This window comes from Nocardia sp. CC201C (genome assembly GCF_030010695.1).
Classification (GTDB): Bacteria; Actinomycetota; Actinomycetes; order Mycobacteriales; family Mycobacteriaceae; genus Nocardia; species Nocardia otitidiscaviarum.
Genome location: NZ_JASCXP010000011.1, coordinates 1 through 15,556 on the forward strand (window position 1 = coordinate 1; position 15,556 = coordinate 15,556).

16 protein-coding genes are annotated in these 15,556 nt (G+C 69.4%); 10 read left to right on the plus strand and 6 right to left on the minus strand.

Annotation, left to right across the window (positions count from 1 at the left end; all coding sequences use genetic code 11):
• The first annotated feature begins 4 nt into the window (after positions 1-4).
• Entirely contained in the window at positions 5-2,263 is a 2,259-nt protein-coding gene (locus QK444_RS02425; RefSeq protein ID WP_282776672.1) for an esterase-like activity of phytase family protein, read from the plus strand.
• A gap of 32 nt (positions 2,264-2,295) precedes the next feature.
• Here QK444_RS02425 and QK444_RS02430 read toward each other — a convergent pair whose 3' ends face one another.
• Together QK444_RS02430 and QK444_RS02435 are read right to left on the minus strand one after the other, a co-directional pair.
• A complete protein-coding gene (locus QK444_RS02430; RefSeq protein ID WP_282776606.1) occupies positions 2,296-2,964 on the minus strand; it encodes a response regulator in 669 nt (222 codons plus the stop codon).
• Positions 2,961-4,529 carry an ATP-binding protein gene (locus QK444_RS02435; RefSeq protein ID WP_282776608.1) on the minus strand — a complete coding sequence of 523 codons (1,569 nt, stop codon included), beginning with the start codon at positions 4,527-4,529 and terminating at the stop codon, positions 2,961-2,963. Before QK444_RS02435 ends, QK444_RS02430 begins: the two co-directional genes overlap by 4 nt.
• Positions 4,530-4,711: 182 nt before the next feature.
• On the opposite strand from QK444_RS02435, the gene QK444_RS02440 reads away from it, so the two are divergent.
• The 5 genes from QK444_RS02440 to QK444_RS02460 all read left to right on the plus strand — a co-directional run bounded on the left by QK444_RS02440 (position 4,712) and on the right by QK444_RS02460 (position 9,002).
• Positions 4,712-5,692 carry a tripartite tricarboxylate transporter substrate-binding protein gene (locus QK444_RS02440; RefSeq protein ID WP_282776610.1) on the plus strand — a complete coding sequence of 327 codons (981 nt, stop codon included), beginning with the start codon at positions 4,712-4,714 and terminating at the stop codon, positions 5,690-5,692.
• Positions 5,689-6,210, plus strand: a complete 522-nt coding sequence (locus QK444_RS02445; RefSeq protein ID WP_029926703.1) for a tripartite tricarboxylate transporter TctB family protein — start codon at positions 5,689-5,691, stop codon at positions 6,208-6,210. The genes QK444_RS02440 and QK444_RS02445 overlap by 4 nt, the downstream gene beginning before the upstream one ends.
• Before the next feature lies 1 nt (position 6,211).
• Positions 6,212-7,717 carry a tripartite tricarboxylate transporter permease gene (locus QK444_RS02450; RefSeq protein ID WP_282776613.1) on the plus strand — a complete coding sequence of 502 codons (1,506 nt, stop codon included), beginning with the start codon at positions 6,212-6,214 and terminating at the stop codon, positions 7,715-7,717.
• 96 nt (positions 7,718-7,813) lie between these two features.
• A complete protein-coding gene (locus QK444_RS02455) occupies positions 7,814-8,332 on the plus strand; it encodes a TrmH family RNA methyltransferase (RefSeq protein ID WP_282776615.1) in 519 nt (172 codons plus the stop codon).
• 145 nt (positions 8,333-8,477) lie between these two features.
• Complete coding sequence (locus QK444_RS02460; RefSeq protein WP_282776617.1) at positions 8,478-9,002, plus strand: DUF5753 domain-containing protein; 525 nt, start codon at positions 8,478-8,480, stop codon at positions 9,000-9,002.
• Positions 9,003-9,009: 7 nt separating this feature from the next.
• Here the strand turns inward: QK444_RS02460 and QK444_RS02465 are convergent, their stop codons facing one another.
• The 3 genes from QK444_RS02465 to QK444_RS02475 all read right to left on the minus strand — a co-directional run bounded on the left by QK444_RS02465 (position 9,010) and on the right by QK444_RS02475 (position 11,063).
• The gene (locus QK444_RS02465; protein ID WP_282776619.1) at positions 9,010-9,471 is read right to left on the minus strand and encodes an SRPBCC family protein; all 462 of its coding nucleotides are present in this window, start codon (positions 9,469-9,471) and stop codon (positions 9,010-9,012) included.
• Positions 9,452-10,357, minus strand: a complete 906-nt coding sequence (locus QK444_RS02470; protein WP_282776621.1) for an RNA polymerase sigma-70 factor — start codon at positions 10,355-10,357, stop codon at positions 9,452-9,454. Before QK444_RS02470 ends, QK444_RS02465 begins: the two co-directional genes overlap by 20 nt.
• A 115-nt stretch (positions 10,358-10,472) precedes the next feature.
• Positions 10,473-11,063 (minus strand): phosphoribosylanthranilate isomerase, encoded by a 591-nt coding sequence (locus tag QK444_RS02475; protein WP_282776623.1) that lies wholly within the window; start codon positions 11,061-11,063, stop codon positions 10,473-10,475.
• 69 nt (positions 11,064-11,132) lie between these two features.
• On the opposite strand from QK444_RS02475, the gene QK444_RS02480 reads away from it, so the two are divergent.
• On the plus strand, positions 11,133-11,852 hold the full coding sequence (locus QK444_RS02480; RefSeq protein WP_282776673.1) for a TIGR02206 family membrane protein: 720 nt from the start codon (positions 11,133-11,135) through the stop codon (positions 11,850-11,852).
• Here QK444_RS02480 and QK444_RS02485 read toward each other — a convergent pair.
• On the minus strand, positions 11,833-12,396 hold the full coding sequence (locus tag QK444_RS02485) for a type 1 glutamine amidotransferase domain-containing protein (protein WP_282776625.1): 564 nt from the start codon (positions 12,394-12,396) through the stop codon (positions 11,833-11,835). The genes QK444_RS02480 and QK444_RS02485 overlap by 20 nt on opposite strands.
• A gap of 10 nt (positions 12,397-12,406) precedes the next feature.
• Between QK444_RS02485 and QK444_RS02490 the strand changes: the two genes are divergently transcribed.
• The 3 genes from QK444_RS02490 to QK444_RS02500 all read left to right on the plus strand — a co-directional run bounded on the left by QK444_RS02490 (position 12,407) and on the right by QK444_RS02500 (position 15,556).
• Positions 12,407-13,783 (plus strand): hypothetical protein, encoded by a 1,377-nt coding sequence (locus QK444_RS02490; RefSeq protein ID WP_282776627.1) that lies wholly within the window; start codon positions 12,407-12,409, stop codon positions 13,781-13,783.
• 145 nt (positions 13,784-13,928) lie between these two features.
• Entirely contained in the window at positions 13,929-14,795 is an 867-nt protein-coding gene (locus QK444_RS02495) for a metal ABC transporter substrate-binding protein (protein ID WP_143984292.1), read from the plus strand.
• Complete coding sequence (locus QK444_RS02500) at positions 14,792-15,556, plus strand: metal ABC transporter ATP-binding protein (protein ID WP_282776629.1); 765 nt, start codon at positions 14,792-14,794, stop codon at positions 15,554-15,556. Before QK444_RS02495 ends, QK444_RS02500 begins: the two co-directional genes overlap by 4 nt.

Here is a 15,556-nt window from a genome sequence, read left to right on the forward strand (position 1 = left end):
CGCGGTGGCGGTGCTCGCCACCGCGTGCGGATCCGACGACCGACAGGCGGGTCCGACGGCCGCACCGGGCTGGGAGCGCGACGCCGCGAACAGCTACCACCGGCTGGCCACCTATCCGATCGTCGAGAACCGACCGGACGGGGCGGCGGCCGACGCGGAAACCTCCGCCGAGATCTCCGCGGTCACCGCCGACGGCAAGACCCTGATCTACACCGACGCGGCCGGTAAGCGCATCGGCTTCGTCGACCTCAGCGATCCGGCCGCTCCCAAGGGCACCGGTTCGGTCTCGCTGGAGCAGTTGGGCCACGCCGACGACCAGCCCACCTCGGTGGCGGTCGCCGGTGATTACGTGCTGGTCGTGGTGGACAGCAGCGGCGGCGACTTCACCGCGCCGTCCGGGCGCGTGGACGTGGTGCGCATCAGCGACCGCACCAAGGTGCACAGCATCGACCTGGGCGGACAGCCCGATTCGATCGCGGTCAGCGAGGACGGCACCCGCGCTGCCATCGCCATGGAGAACCAGCGCGACGAGGAATTCACGCCGCCGGGCGGCGAGAAGGGCGATCTGCCGCAGCCGCCGACCGGCTTCGTGCAGCTGCTGAACCTGACCGGCGCGCCGCAGCAGTGGGCGGCCACCCCGGTGCGCATCGACGAATCCGCCGCCCGCGCGGCGGGCTTGGCCGCGCCCGAGGATCTCGAGCCGGAGTACGTGAGCTTCAACGCGCGCGGCGAGGTGGCCGTCACCCTCCAGGAGAACAACGGCATCGCGATCATCGACGCCACCGCCGGCACCGTGCGGAAGGTGTTCTCCGCCGGGCGGGTATCGGCCGAGGGCATCGACACCGAGAAGGACGGCCGGATCGATCCGAGCGGATCGCTGAAAGACGTCCCGCGCGAACCGGATTCGATCGCCTGGATCGGCGACGACCACGTGGTGACCGCCAACGAGGGCGACTGGAAGGGCGGCTCGCGCGGCTGGACCGTCTTCGACGCCGCCTCCGGCGCGGTGGTCTGGGACGCCGGTAACTCGTTCGAGCAGTTGGCGGTGCGCGTCGGCCTCCACAACGACGATCGCGCCGGGAAGAAGGGCACCGAACCCGAGGGCATCGCGGTCACCGAACTGAACGGTGTCCCGGTGGTGCTGATCGGTTCGGAGCGTAGCAATTTCGTCGCGGTGTACGACGTCTCGAATCCGGCCGAGCCGGTGTTCCGGCAGGTGCTGGCGACCGGTGTCGGTCCCGAGGGCATCGTCCCGATTCCGAACCGGAATCTGCTGGCCGTCTCCTCCGAGGTGGACGACGCGAAGGCCGGGGTGCGCGGCACCGTCAGCCTGTTCGGCTACGGCTCCGACTACGCCGACGGCGGCACGCCCGAGTTCCCGTCGATCGTCTCGGCCGATGCCGACGGCACGCCGATCGGCTGGGGTGCGCTCGGCGCGCTGAGCCCCGACCCGGCCGCCGCCGACCGGCTGTTCACCGCCACCGACAACGCGTACGGCCCGGCCCGCATCCTCGGCCTGGACGTCTCGGTCGTCCCGGCCGTGATCGACGCCGACATCGCCGTCACCGACAACGGCACACCGGCGGAACTGGATATCGAGGGTCTGGCGGCCCGCGCCGACGGCGGCTTCTACCTGGCCGTCGAGGGCGAGGACGGCCCCGGCAACCAGGTGCTGCGGGTGGCGGCCGACGGTGCGATCGAACAGCGGATCCAGTTGCCCGCCGAGATCGCGGCCGGGCTCGGCAAGCAGGGCTTGGAGGGCATCGCGGTGCAGGGCTCCGGCGCGGACGAGACCGTGTGGGTGGTGCTGCAGCGCGAGCTGAAGTCCGATCCGGAGGGGGTGGCGCGCATCGGCAAGTACCGGCCCGAAACCGGCGAATGGCAGTGGTACGGCTACCGATTGGACGGCACCGACACCAAGGGCGACTGGATCGGACTGTCCGAGATCGCGGTCGACGGCGATGCCCTGCTGCTGTTGGAGCGCGACAAGCTCAGTGGCCCGAACGCGGCGCTCAAAACGGTCACCCGGGTCGCCATCCCGACCGAGGCGGGCGTGACCGGCACCGCCCAGCCGACCGTGCTGGACAAGACGACCGCCCACGACCTGCTCCCCGACCTGCGCGCCACCAACGGCTGGGTGCAGGAGAAGGTCGAGGGGATGGCCGTCGCGGGCAACGGCGAACTCTACGTCGTCACCGACAACGACGGCCTGGACGACGCCACCGGCGAAACCGTGCTGCTGCGCCTGGGCACGCCGGGCTGATCCCGGAACCGGTCGGAATCCCTTCCGGCTGCTCAGGATCCGGTCCAGCGGTAGCGGCGTTCCGGGCGGCCCGTGCCGCCGTAGCGGAGTCGGACCTCCGCGCGGCCGGTGTCCACGAAGTACTCCAGGTAGCGCCGGGCGCTGACGCGTGAGAGCGCGGCGGCGTCGGCGCATTCCTGGGCGGAGAGATCGGTGTCGGCGGCGCGCAGGACGCGGGCGACCAGGTCGGCGGTATGCGCGGTCAGGCCCTTGGGCAGGGCGATGGTGCCGCTCGGGCGGGCGCCGAAGACCTGGTCGATATCGGCCTGGGCGGCGCGGTCGAGTCCGCTGAGTTTGGTGTGCAGGGCGGCGAAGTGGCGGAGCTGGTCGTGCAGCGCGCCGTAGGTGAACGGCTTGATCAGATAGTGCAGGACGCCGCCGCGCACCGCCGCGCGAATGGTGTCCACGTGGTCGGCGGCGCTGACCACGATGACATCCGCCTCGGCGGTCTCCCGGATACCGCGCAGCACCGACAGGCCGTCGATATCGGGCAGGTAGATGTCGAGCAGCACCAGATCGGGACGCAGCTCACCGATCATGCGCAGTGCCTCGCCGCCGCTGTGCGCCACCCCGGCGACCTCGAAACCCGCTGTGCGGGAAACGTATCCGCTGTGCACCCGGGCGACCATGAAGTCGTCGTCGACGACCAGCACCCGAATCATTTCGACACCACCGGGGTGAGCGGGAGGGTGGCGGTGAAGACCGCGCCCTCGGCATTGTGCACCGACACCGAGCCACCGCGCCGCACGCAGGTCTGCCGGGTGATGGCCAGTCCGAGCCCCCGAGCGCCGCCGCGCTCGGCGGCCTTGGTGGTGAAGCCGTGCCGGAAGACCTCCTCGGCGATCTCGGGTGCGACACCGGGACCGGAGTCGCGCACCACCACCCGCACCGCCCCGTCCACCCGGCGCAGATCGACCTCGATCCAGCCCGGACCGCGCAGCGCGTCCAGCGCGTTGTCCACCAGATTGCCCAGCACGGTCACCAGATCGGCGGAGAGCGCGTCATCCACCTCGGGCAGCGCGGTGCTGGGCGACAACCGCAGTCCCACACCGTGTTCGGCGGCGGGACTGGCCTTGGCGATGAGCAGCGCCGCCACCGCCGCGTCGCCGATCCGCTCGGTCACCTCGGCCTGCCACTGATCGCGTCCCGCGCTCACCACCTCGACATAGCGGCGCACCTCGTCGTATTCGCCGAGTTCGATGAGTCCGGCGATGGTGTGCAGGCGATTGCTGAACTCGTGCGCCTGGGCGCGCAGCATATCGGTGGTATTGCGGTTCTCGGTCAGTTCGTCGCGCAGCCGCATGAGTTCGGTGCGGTCGCGCAGGGTGATCACCGCGCCGAGGGTGCGCTGATCCCAGTGGATCGGGGTGCGGTTCATGATCAGCACCTTGCCGCGGCGCAGTCCGACCAGATCGGTGCCCGCCGCCCGGCCGGTGAAGACGTCCAGAATCCGATCGTTGAGCCCCAAGGCGTGCACGCTCGCCCCCACCACGTCGCCGAGCGACAGCAGCGCCTTGGCCTGGTCGTTCACCAGGGTGATGCGCTGCTGCTGATCCAGGCCGACCACGCCCTCGTGGATGCCGTGCAGCATGGCCTCGCGATGCTCGACGAGTCCGGTGATCTCGGCGGGCTCCAGGCCGAGCGTCTGCCGCTTGACCCACCACGTCACCGACAGCGAGCCCGCGATCCCGAGCACGCAGGCCAGCCCCAGCAGTCCGAGCAGGCGCGGGAACGATTCGGTGAGGATGGTCACGAAGCCCGGAAGTTGTTTGCGCGCGGCGACATAGCCGACGAGTTCATGACTGCCCTGCCCGATCACCGGCACATGCGCCACCACCGCGCCGTCGATATCGCCGACCCAGGCTCGGCCCTCGGTGACCGTCGAATCGGCCAGGGCCAGCGGCTCGCCGATCTCCGCCGGGTCCTGCGAGGTCAGCACCGTGCCGTCGGTTCTGGCGATGACGACCACATCCGCACCGGAGGCCACCTGCGCCACGGTCGCGAAGGGCGCCAGCCGCAGATGCTGTTTCGGATCGGCGAGCAGCACGCGCAGGCTGGGATTGGCGGCGACGTCCTCGGCGATGCCGAGCATGCGCCGCGACTCGGTGGCCCGGAAGGTCTCCCCGACCTGCGCGACCACCACCGCCGCGACCGCGGCGAGCAGGACCACCACGATCGTCAGTTGCAGGGCCAGCAGCCGTCGTGCCAGCGAGCCCTTCTTGCCCACGTGTTCTCGTACCTCCCGGCCTCATCGCCCGTCGCCAGTCTCACCGCCCGACGGTCCCGACCGGACCGTTTTCGCCGCGAACACTATGAACAAAACGAACATTTCTGACGCAAGGCAGACAGCGTGCAGTGGCCCTGCTCACAATTCGACCCTGTTCGATGGTGAGAGATGAGGGATCGACAGTGCGAAAATCCACAATGCTGGCCGGACTGGCGGCCGCTGCCGCCGCGGCCCTGACCCTGACCGCGTGCGGCAGCACCGCGGCCGGAGGCGAGACGTTGAGCGGTGTCCGGATCATGGTGCCCAACTCCCCCGGCGGCGGCTACGACATCACCGCGCGCACCTCCGCGAAGGCCATGGAGGACGCGGGGATCGCGCGCTCGGTGGAGGTGTTCAACCTGCCCGGCGCGGGCGGCACCGTCGGTCTGGGCCGTCTGGTCGGCGAGGACGGCAACGGCAAACTGGTCATGCAGATGGGCCTGGGTGTGGTCGGCAGCGTCTACACCAACAATTCGCCCTCCACGCTCACCGACACCACGCCGATCGCGAAGCTGATCGAGGAACCCGACATCCTGGTGGTGTCGAAGAATTCCAAGTACACCAGCATCGACCAGCTCGTCGCGGACTGGAAGGCGAATCCGGGCGCGGTGCCGGTGGGCGGCGGCTCCTCCCCCGGCGGTCCGGACCACCTCGCACCCATGCTGGTGGCGAAAGCCGTTGGCATCGAACCGAAGTCGGTCAACTACATCCCGTTCGACGGTGGCGGTGAACTGCTGGCCTCGGTCCTGGGCGACAAGATCGCGTTCGGCGTCTCCGGGGTGGGCGAGTACCTCGACCAGATCCAGGCCGGTGAGTTGCGGGTGCTCGCCGTGACCGGACCCGAGCGCATCGCCGACGTGGACGCGCCCACCCTGAAGGAGGCGGGCATCGACGTCGAGTTCACCAACTGGCGCGGGGTGGTCGCACCGCCGGGCATCAGCGACGCCGACCGCACCGCACTCATCGACGCCTACACCCGCATGCACGATTCGCCGCAGTGGCGCGACGCGCTCGCCGCCAACGGCTGGGACGACGCCTTCGTCACCGGCACCGAGTTCGGCACGTTCATCCAGCGGCAGACCGACCAGGTCGGCTCGGTGCTGAAGGATCTGGGACTGGCATGACCGAGCGACCCGGGCGCACCTCGACGCTGGCCTGGTGGCGTGAGCGGTCCGAACTCGGGGTGTCCGCCCTGCTGGCCGGGGCGGGTGCGCTGGTGATCGTGGACGCGCTGACCATGTCGGCCGACTTCACCCAGCGCGGCCCGGTCGGGCCGCGCGCGGTGCCGGTGGTCGTCGGCCTGCTGCTGATCGTGGTCGCGGTGGTGCTCGCCGTGGATGTGCTGCGTGGCGGGCGCGGCCCGGCCGAGGCCGGTGAGGACATCGATCTGTCCACACCCGTGGAGTGGCGGACGGTACTGCTGCTCATCGGGGTGTTCGTCGCCAACATCATGCTCATCGACGTGGTCGGTTTCCCGATTTCGGGCGGGCTGCTGTTCTGGGGTGCGGCATACGCGCTCGGCAGCCGGCACTACGTGCGCGATCCCGTGATCGCGATAGCGCTGTCGCTGCTCACCTATATCGCATTCGTCCGGCTGCTCGGGGTCATGTTGCCGGGCGGCCCACTGGAGGGGCTGATCTGACGTGGATGTACTCGGGGATCTACTCGCGGGGTTCGGCACGGCGCTGACCCCCACCCATCTACTGCTCGCGGCCGTCGGGGTGCTGCTGGGCACCGCCATCGGCGTGCTGCCCGGCATCGGGCCCGCCATGGCGGTGGCGCTGCTGCTGCCGATCACCTACAGCATCGAGCCGACCGGCGCGTTCATCATGTTCGCCGGTATCTATTACGGCGGCATGTTCGGTGGGTCGACCACCTCCATCCTGCTGAACACGCCCGGCGAGACCGCCTCGGTGGTCACCGCCATCGAGGGGCATCCGATGGCCCGCGGCGGGCGCGGCGCGCAGGCGTTGGCGACGGCGGCGATCGGCAATTTCGTCGGCGCACTATGCGGCACGCTGCTGCTGGTGCTGCTGGCTCCGGCGGTGGCGAAGGTGGCGGTGAATATCGGTGCGCCCGACTACTTCGCGGTCATGCTGCTGGCGTTCATCGCCGTCACCTCGGTGCTCGGCAGTTCGCGGGTACGCGGATTCGCTTCGCTGGGAATCGGTTTGGCGATCGGACTGATCGGGCTGGACCCGATGACCGGTCAGCAGCGGCTCACCTTCGGCTCCCTGCACCTGGCCGACGGCATCGACGTGATCGTGGTGGCGGTCGGACTCTTCGCGGTCGGCGAGGCGCTCTGGGTGGCCGCGCATCTGCGCCGACAACCGGCCACGGCCGTACCCGTCGGTCGAGTGCTGTTGAGCAAGAGCGACTTCCAGCGATCCTGGAAGCCGTGGCTGCGCGGTCCGCTCATCGGCTATCCGTTCGGCGCGGTACCGGCGGGCGGCGCGGAGATCCCGACCTTCCTGTCCTACGCGACCGAGCGGAAGCTGTCCAAGCATCCCGAGGAGTTCGGCAAAGGCGCGATCGAGGGTGTCGCCGGACCGGAGTCCACCGCCAGCGCATCGGCGGCGGGCACGCTGACCACCATGCTCACCCTCGGCCTGCCGACCACGGCGACGGCGGCGGTCATGCTGGCGGCCTTCCAGCAGTACGGGATTCAGCCGGGGCCGCTGCTGTTCCAGCGGGAGTCGGAGTTGGTGTGGACGCTCATCGCCAGCCTGTTCATCGGCACCGTGCTGCTGCTGGCGCTGAACCTGCCGCTGGCACCGCTGTGGGCGAAACTGCTGCTCATCCCGCGCCCGTACCTGTACGCGGGCATCCTGTTCTTCGCCAGCGTCGGCGCGTACGCGGTGAGCGGCGACACCACCGACCTGATCCTGCTGCTGCTGATCGGCATGCTCGGATTCCTGATGCGGCGCTATGGAATTCCGCTGCTGCCCGCCATTATCGGAGCCATTCTGGGGCCGAACGCCGAGCAGCAGATGCGCCGCGCGCTGCAGATCAGCGACGGTGCGCTGAGCGGCCTGGTCAACACCTGGTTCTCGGTCACCGTCTACGCCGTGATCGCCGCCATCCTGGCCTGGCCGCTGGTCGCCCGATTGCTGCGGGCGCGCCGCGACACCTCGGTTGGCGTATCGTAGAGACACCATTCGAACCCACGACGGCCCCCGATGCGCCGCGAGCATCGTTGCCATGAATCTCGTTCTGTCCCCGGGGAAGGTTCTTCCCGCCATCCGATGACGGCCGCCCGGCTGCGCACCCGCCGCGAACTGCGCACCCAACGCCGGCCCCGCGCACACGGCTGCTGGAACCACCTCATCGCCGCCCCGCTGTGGCCGAAACACGGCGTGAACCTCGGCACCCTGCTGCGCACCTGCGACGCCACCGGCGCCTGCCTCGCCGTCCCCCGCCTCCCCTGGGTCCCCGAGGCCCTGGAACGCGGCAACACCCTGCGCCACCGCCAGTGCGTGCACTGGGTATCCGGCCGCGCCGACCGCTGGCTCGACCGCCAACGCACGGGCGGCGCAACCATTCTCGGCGTGGAACTCACCGACGAGTCCATCCGCCTCGCCGACCTATCCGCCGCCCGCCGCCGCACCGTCGTGGTCCTCGGCAACGAGGGCTACGGCATCCCGCCGGAAGGACTCGACCACCTGGACACGGCGGTCGAGATCCCGATGGTCGGCACCGGGGCGAGTCTCAATGTGGCGGTGGCGGGTTCGCTGGTGCTCTACAAACTCGCGGGGCTGTGCTGAGCCCGCATCGAGCCTGGTCGCCTGCGCCTTCAAGCGGGCCAGCGGCGGGCGGCCGAACTTCGGTTCGTATGCGATCATGTCCGCGAAGTCGTAGCCGAGTCGTACCGCGAGCCTGCGGATCTCATGCTGATCTCGGAGCCGTGCGGTGCCGGATACGTTGGTCCGGAGATATCCGATCGCCGTCGGTCTGCCGGTCAAGGGTGCGCTACTCAGGCGCCATATCGAGTTCTACCAAGTGCCCGATGATGTGGACGAAGGCGTCGCCAAGAGAATGGAGCGCCAACGGGTCCTCTACCAGCGCGACCATCGCTTCCACTTTCTCGTCAGCGAGCAGTCGCTGTACACGACGGTGGGCAGCGATGAGATCATGAGAGGCCAACTCGACCGGATGGCGTCGATCATCGGCATGCCTCGGATAACGCTCGGAGTGATCCCGGCAACCGCCGAAGCTCTCATCGTGTCAACGAGTTTCGTCATGTTCGACAACCGCATGGTCATGGTCGAAGGAACAGCCGCTGAGTTGACCATCACGCAGCCGAGAGAAGTCTCGATCTACGGCCGCGCATTCGACATGCTGGCGAGCCAGTCGGTGACGGGCGAGCCCGCACGCGCAATTATCCGGAAGGCCCTCGGTATTCGGTCTCGCGCCGACAACCACCCCGACGACTGAACTCGGACTATGAACTGTGGTCCTGACCCGTCCGCAGCTCGGCGTTCGCCTCGTCAAGTACCCGTTTGAACACGTAGGTGAGGATCGGGCGGGCGATCAGTCGGGTCAGCAGTGCCCCGAGTAACGGGAAGCGGAGTTCGACCTGCGTCGACCAAACCACGCGGGTGCCGCCCGGGACCGCGGTGAAGGTGACGCTGCCGCCCTCGTGACGGGCGGGCGGAATCGCGCGGTAGACATGGAATTCGAACGAGTGCGGCGGGTCGTAGGCGGTGATGCGCTCCCAGAACCAGCCGACCGCCCAGCCCAGCACTCGCACCGCGCCGACCCCGTACGGTGCGTCCGCGCCGGGCCGGGCGAGATGCTCGTGCAGCACGAAGCCGACGCGAGTGTAGTTGTGCGCATTGCTCATCCAGTCGAAGACCGCGTGTGGCGGTGCTGCGACGATGCGTTCAACCGTGATCGTTTCCATGAGTTTCCCTCCCGAGAGTGAGTGGTTGCAAGGTCCTGGCCGCGCGCAGTTTCTCCGGATTGCGGACCGCGTAGAGCCTGGTGACGCGGCGGTCGGCGATTTCGAACATGAGGATCGAATCGAGGACGCCCTCCGAGTGGAACAGCACGGCGGGCAGCGCGTTGTAGGTGCCGAATTCGGCTGTCATAGCGGCCATCTGCCTGCGGGCCAGGCCGGAGCAGAAGGCAGCGACACGCTCCGCGCCCGCGATCGGACGCCCCGCGGCGCGCACACGGCCGCCGCCGTCGGAGATCTGGACGACATCCGGTGCCATGAGGTCCAGCAGCGCCGCGATATCGCCGGTCTCGGCGGCACGCAGAAACTGCCCGACTACCTTCGGGGCGGTGTCGTCGAGTTGGAAGCGCTGGCGGCGGGCCTGCACGTGCCGCCGGGCCCGATGGAGGATTTGGCGGACCGTGACATCGGATTTTCCGACCATGTAGGCGATTTCGACCTGGCTGTACCCGAAGACCTCGGCGAGCACGAAGACGGCGCGTTCGGTCGGGCCGAGCGTCTCCAGGATCAGCAGCATGGCCATCGACACCGATTCCGCGAGCACGGTGTCGGCGCTGGCATCCGGGCCGGTGCGGATGGGCTCGGGTAGCCAGCTGCCGATGTAGTCCTCCCGTCGCCGCCGCACCGTACGCAGATGATTGAGCGACTGCCGGGTCACCGTCTGCACCAGGTACCGGCGCGGATGCGCCACCGTGGCGGCGTCGACATCCCGCCAGCGCAGATAGCTGTCCTGCACTACGTCCTCGGCGTCGGCGGCGCTGCCGAGTATCTCGTAGGCGATGGTGAACAGCAGTGGCCGCAGTTCGGCGAATTCCTCGTCCCCGGTCGTCACGATCGCACCCTCCCTTCGTTCGCCAGTCGAACACAGGGACACCGCTCGGCGCGACAGCGTGACGTACCGGCGCTGTGCCCTCGGTCACAAGGAGGGGATGAGAGGGGAGCCGTGATCAGGAGCGGGCCGCGGCGACGAACTCGCGCATGCGGCCGTGGTCCTTCACGCCCCGGCTGGACTCCACGCCGCTGGACACGTCCACTCCCCACGGGCGGGCGACGGCGGCGGCCTCGGCCACATTGTCGGGGGACAGGCCGCCCGCGAGCAGCCACCGGCCGGTCGGCCGGTCGGCGGTCAGGGCGGTGAGGTCCCAGCGTTCGCCGGAACCGGCGACGGGGGAATCGAGCAGCAGCCATTCCTCGCCGTACGCACCGGTGCGCACGTCGGTGTCGGCGGTGAGCGAGGTGGCGCGCAGCAGGCGCAGGTCGGACAGTTCGTCGAAGGCCGCGCGTGGGTACCCGCCATGCAGTTGCAGCGCGTCCACCCCGGCCGCCCGCGCCAGCGCACCCGCCTCCGACGCGGGGATGCCGTGGACGACGCCGACCGACAGCACCGTCGGCGGCACCTCGCGCAGCAGTCGCCGCACCACCTCGACCGAGACCTGCCGGGGGCTGGCGGTGAAGACGAACCCCACGGCGTCGGCACCGGCGGCGACGGCGGTCGTCACATCGGCCTCGGTACGCAGGCCGCACAGCTTCACGAACATGGGAAAACCCTAGGCGACGCGATGCGGGCGCCGACGCGGCCCGTCCTCCGTAGAGTGTCGACTGTGGACCTGCTGGCGGCGCGGTCGGAGTTCTCGGCCTACGGACTGTCGCACTGGATCGTGCTGGCCGTCTTCGCGGTCGGCGCGGTCGCGGTCGTGCGGATCGGGCGCGCGCACCGAAACGACCGTGCGGCAAAACTTTTCACCCGGACTTTCGGCGCGGCCACACTGCTGTCGTACGGGGTGATCTATGTCGTCGCCCTGATCCCGTTCACCGTCGACCGCTCGATACCGCTGCGGCTGACCGACCTCGCCACCCTCGTCGCCGGGTACGCCCTGTGGTCGCACGCCCGGTGGGCCTACGCGCTGACCTACTACTGGTGTCTCACGCTGAGCACCCAGGCGCTCATCTCCCCGGCGCTGGAGAGCCGCGACTTCCCGTCCGCCGAATTCATCGCCTTCTGGGTCATCCACCTGGCCGTGGTCTGGGCGGCCATCTACCTGACCTGGGGAATCGGCATGCGCCCCGACTGGGGCAGCTACCGTTTCGCGGTGGCCGCCACCCTGATCTGGGTCGCGGTCACCTACGTCGTCAATACGCTCACCGGCGCCAACTACGGCTTCGTCAACGCCAAACCCAGCACCCCGTCACTGCTCGACGTGCTCGGCCCGTGGCCCTGGTACCTGGCCACCGTCGCGGCCATCCTGCTCACGGTGTGGGCCCTGATGACCTGGCCCTGGACCGTGCGGCGGCCGGAGCGGAGCGAGGTCAGCCACCCAGGTCGGTGAGGATGGCCCCGGTGAAATCGTCCAGGTCGCCGGGGTTGCGGGAGGTGATCAGGGTCCAGCCGTTCGCGGAGCGGACCATCGGCTCATCGGTCCACTCGCCGCCCGCATTCCGGATATCGGTGCGCAGGGACGGGTACGAGGTCAGCGACCGCCCGCGAATCAGATCCGCCTCCACCAGCAGCCACGGCCCGTGGCAGATGGCGGCGATCGTCTTGCCCGCCGCGGCGAACGACCGCACCACCTCGACCGCGGGCTCGGTGAGCCGCAGCTTGTCGGCGTTCACGGTACCGCCCGGAATCACCAGGGCCGCATAGTCTTCCACGGCGACCGAATCCAGGCTCGCATCCGGATCGACGGCGATCGCCTGTTCGGTGTCGTGCAGGACGGTCCGCACCGCCTCCTTCTCCGGGGCGGCGTGCACCACCTGCGCACCGCTGTCGCGCAGCCTGCGCACGGGGACGAGCAGCTCGTCGCGTTCGACACCGCGATCCGCCGCCACACCGCAGGTCGCTCGGTCATTGCCGAACCGGCTGGATTGGGTCATTGTTGTGGGTGTGCGGCGCCTGCGCGCGGGACTCGAAGCCGGAACGGTGTGCCTGACGGCCGCCCTCGCCGGGCTTACCGTCATGGTGCCGATCGACCCCCTCGAAGACGCGACTCCGCAGTCGGTGGCCTCGATTGACCTGGCCGTGTTCCAGGTGCCGCGGGCCACCATGGCGGCGGCCTTCGTGACCATTCTCGCGGCGGTGTTCGCCTTGATGATGCGCAGTGCCGTCGCGTGGGCCACCATCACACTGACCGGTATCGCCCTGCTGATCGATCAATTGCTGTGGAGTAGCTCGATCGCGGCGGAGGCAACGCTCACCTATATCGACTCGGCCCTGGCCGGGGTGCTGATGGGCGTGGTCGGCACGCTGGCCTGGCCCCGGAGAGCGACCGCGAGCGGATTCCTGTTCGGCGCCATGGCGGGCATTCTGCTGGGCGATTTCACGCCCGCGCCCGCCCCCGGTGAATCGCCCTCGCCGGTGGACCGGCTGCTGCTGGACGCGCCCTCGGTGGGGCTGTCGACGGTGCTGGTCGTGGCGGCCGGGGTCTGCGCTTTCGAACACCGGCGGCAACCGATGACGGTGCGTCGACTGGTCGATGTGGTGCCGCTGCGGTCGATTCTGGCGGCTGGCATCATCTTTCCCACCATCCTGCTGACCTCGGAGTGGTTCGCGCGCGACGGCCGGGACCTGTCCGTGCTGACCGTCGGCGTGCTGGTCATCGTGGTGGCGGCCACCGTCGCCGCGCTGTTCCTGCCCGGCCGCGACGGTCTGCTGTTGCTGCTCATGGTCGCGTTCGCCGCGGCCGGGAGCACGCCGGTCACCGTGCCGCGTCCCGACTGGGTGGTTCCGCTGTTCGTCGCCGCCATCGGACTGGGTCTGTACGTCGGATACCGCCGCGGGCTGCCGCTGGTGGCGGCGGCGCTCACGGCGGTGCTGGCCGTGGCCTCGGTGCTGGCGGTCGCCGCCGGGGTGCACGGCGAGGTGCCCGCCGTCGTGGGTGGTCTCGCGGTGGCGTTCGTGGGCGGCTACTGCCTCGGCGCGGCGACGCCGCTGTTTCCCACGGTGCCGCCGCTGTGCATCGCCGTGCTGTTCGTGCCGTCGGCGGCGGTCGCGTTGTGGGGCAGGGATTTCGAACGGGTCGCCTATTCGCCGGGCTGGTATCGGCCGACCGAGCCGGTGCGCGCGCTTGCGCCCGGACTGGTCGCGCTGGCGATCACCGCGGGCTGCACGGTCGGCATGCTGCTGGTGTATCGCCTACGGCCGAACACCAAGGAGGCGATCCGTCGCCGCTGGGCCCGGATCCGGGAGACGGCCGTCGCGACCTCCGCACTGCCCGGTGCGGTGGTGGTTCGGCCGAGCCGTCCGGAGCCGCCACCAGCATGACCTACCGGTCGTTACTGTTTCTTGGGAACTCTGGACTTGAAATTTAGGTAAGCCGAACTTTACGATTCGACAGGTGAAGGTTTGGCTCCACCCGCTGCATCGTTCGATTTTCCGCGCGTTCGCCCTGACGCTGCTCGCCGCCGCCATGGTGGCCGTGAGCGCCTGCGGCAGCCCCGCCGGCCGGGACGGGAAGCCGGTGGTGCTGACCACGTTCACCGTGCTCGCCGATATCGCCCGCAATGTGGCCGGAGAGCATCTCACCGTCGAGTCGATCACCAAGGTGGGCGCGGAGATTCACGGCTACGAGCCGACTCCGGGCGATATCCGCACCGCGTCGACCGCCGACCTCATCCTCGACAACGGATTGAATCTGGAAGCGTGGTTCGCGCAGTTCGTCGCGGATCTCGATGTCGAACACGTGGTGGTCACCGAGGGAGTCACGCCCATTCCGATCGGCGAGGACGCCTACGCGGGCAAGCCGAACCCGCACGCGTGGATGTCGCCGCTGAACGTGAAGATCTACGTGGACAACATGATTCGCGCGTTCTCCGAACTCGATCCGGAGCACGCGGCCGACTTCCGGGCCAATGGCGCGGCCTATCAGGCGCAGTTGCAGCAGGTGCACGACGAACTGACCGGCACCCTCGCGGCGCTGCCCACCAACGAGCGCGCCCTGGTGACCTGTGAAGGCGCGTTCTCCTACCTCGCCCGCGACGCCGGACTCACCGAGAAGTACATCTGGCCGGTCAACGCCGAACAGCAGGCGACGCCGCAGCAGATCACCTCGGCCATCGAATTCGTGCGCGCCAACCGGGTTCCGGCGGTGTTCTGCGAGTCGACCGTCTCCGACGCGCCCATGCAGCGTGTCGTCGAGGCCAGCGGTGCGCGTTTCGGCGGCACGCTGTACGTGGATTCGCTGTCCGAGGCCGACGGCCCGGTCCCGACCTACCTGGACCTCATCCGGCACGACGTCCGGACGATCACCACCGCGCTGAGGGGAGCCCAATCATGACTCGCGCGATCGAGACACCGGCCATCGAAATATCCGATGTCGCAGTCCATTACGGTGAGGTGCTGGCGTTGGACGGGGTCGATCTCAGCCTGCGTCCCGGCCGGGTGTGCGGGCTGATCGGGATGAACGGCTCCGGCAAGTCGACACTGTTCAAGGCCATCATGGGCCTGGTGCAGCCGGACCGGGGCACGGTGCGCGTGAACGGCGGCGCGCCCGTGAGCGCGCGCCGCTCCGGCGCCCTCGGCTATGTGCCGCAGAGCGAGGACGTGGACTGGAACTTTCCGCTCTCGGTGCGCGATGTGGTGATGACCGGGCGATACGGCCGGATGGGGTTCACCCGTCGGCCGCGCCGCGCCGACCGCGAGGCGGTCGCGCACGCGCTGGAGCGGGTGGAACTCACCGAGCTGGCCGACCGGCAGATCGGTCAGCTGTCCGGCGGACAGCGCAAGCGTGCCTTCGTGGCGCGCGGAATCGCCCAGGGCGCGACGATTCTGCTGCTGGACGAACCGTTCGCGGGCGTCGACAAGCGGTCCGAGGCCACCATTTCGGCGCTGCTGCGCGAACTGGCCGACGAGGGCGCGACCGTGCTGGTGTCCACCCATGACCTGCACGCGCTGCCCGCGCTGGCGGACGAAGCGGTGCTGCTCATGCGCCGGGTGCTCGCACACGGCGATCCGAGCGAGGTGCTGCGGCCCGAAAAGCTGGCGCTGGCATTCGGTGTGGATGCCACCGACAGCGGTGCACTGGCGCAGGCGAGTTGA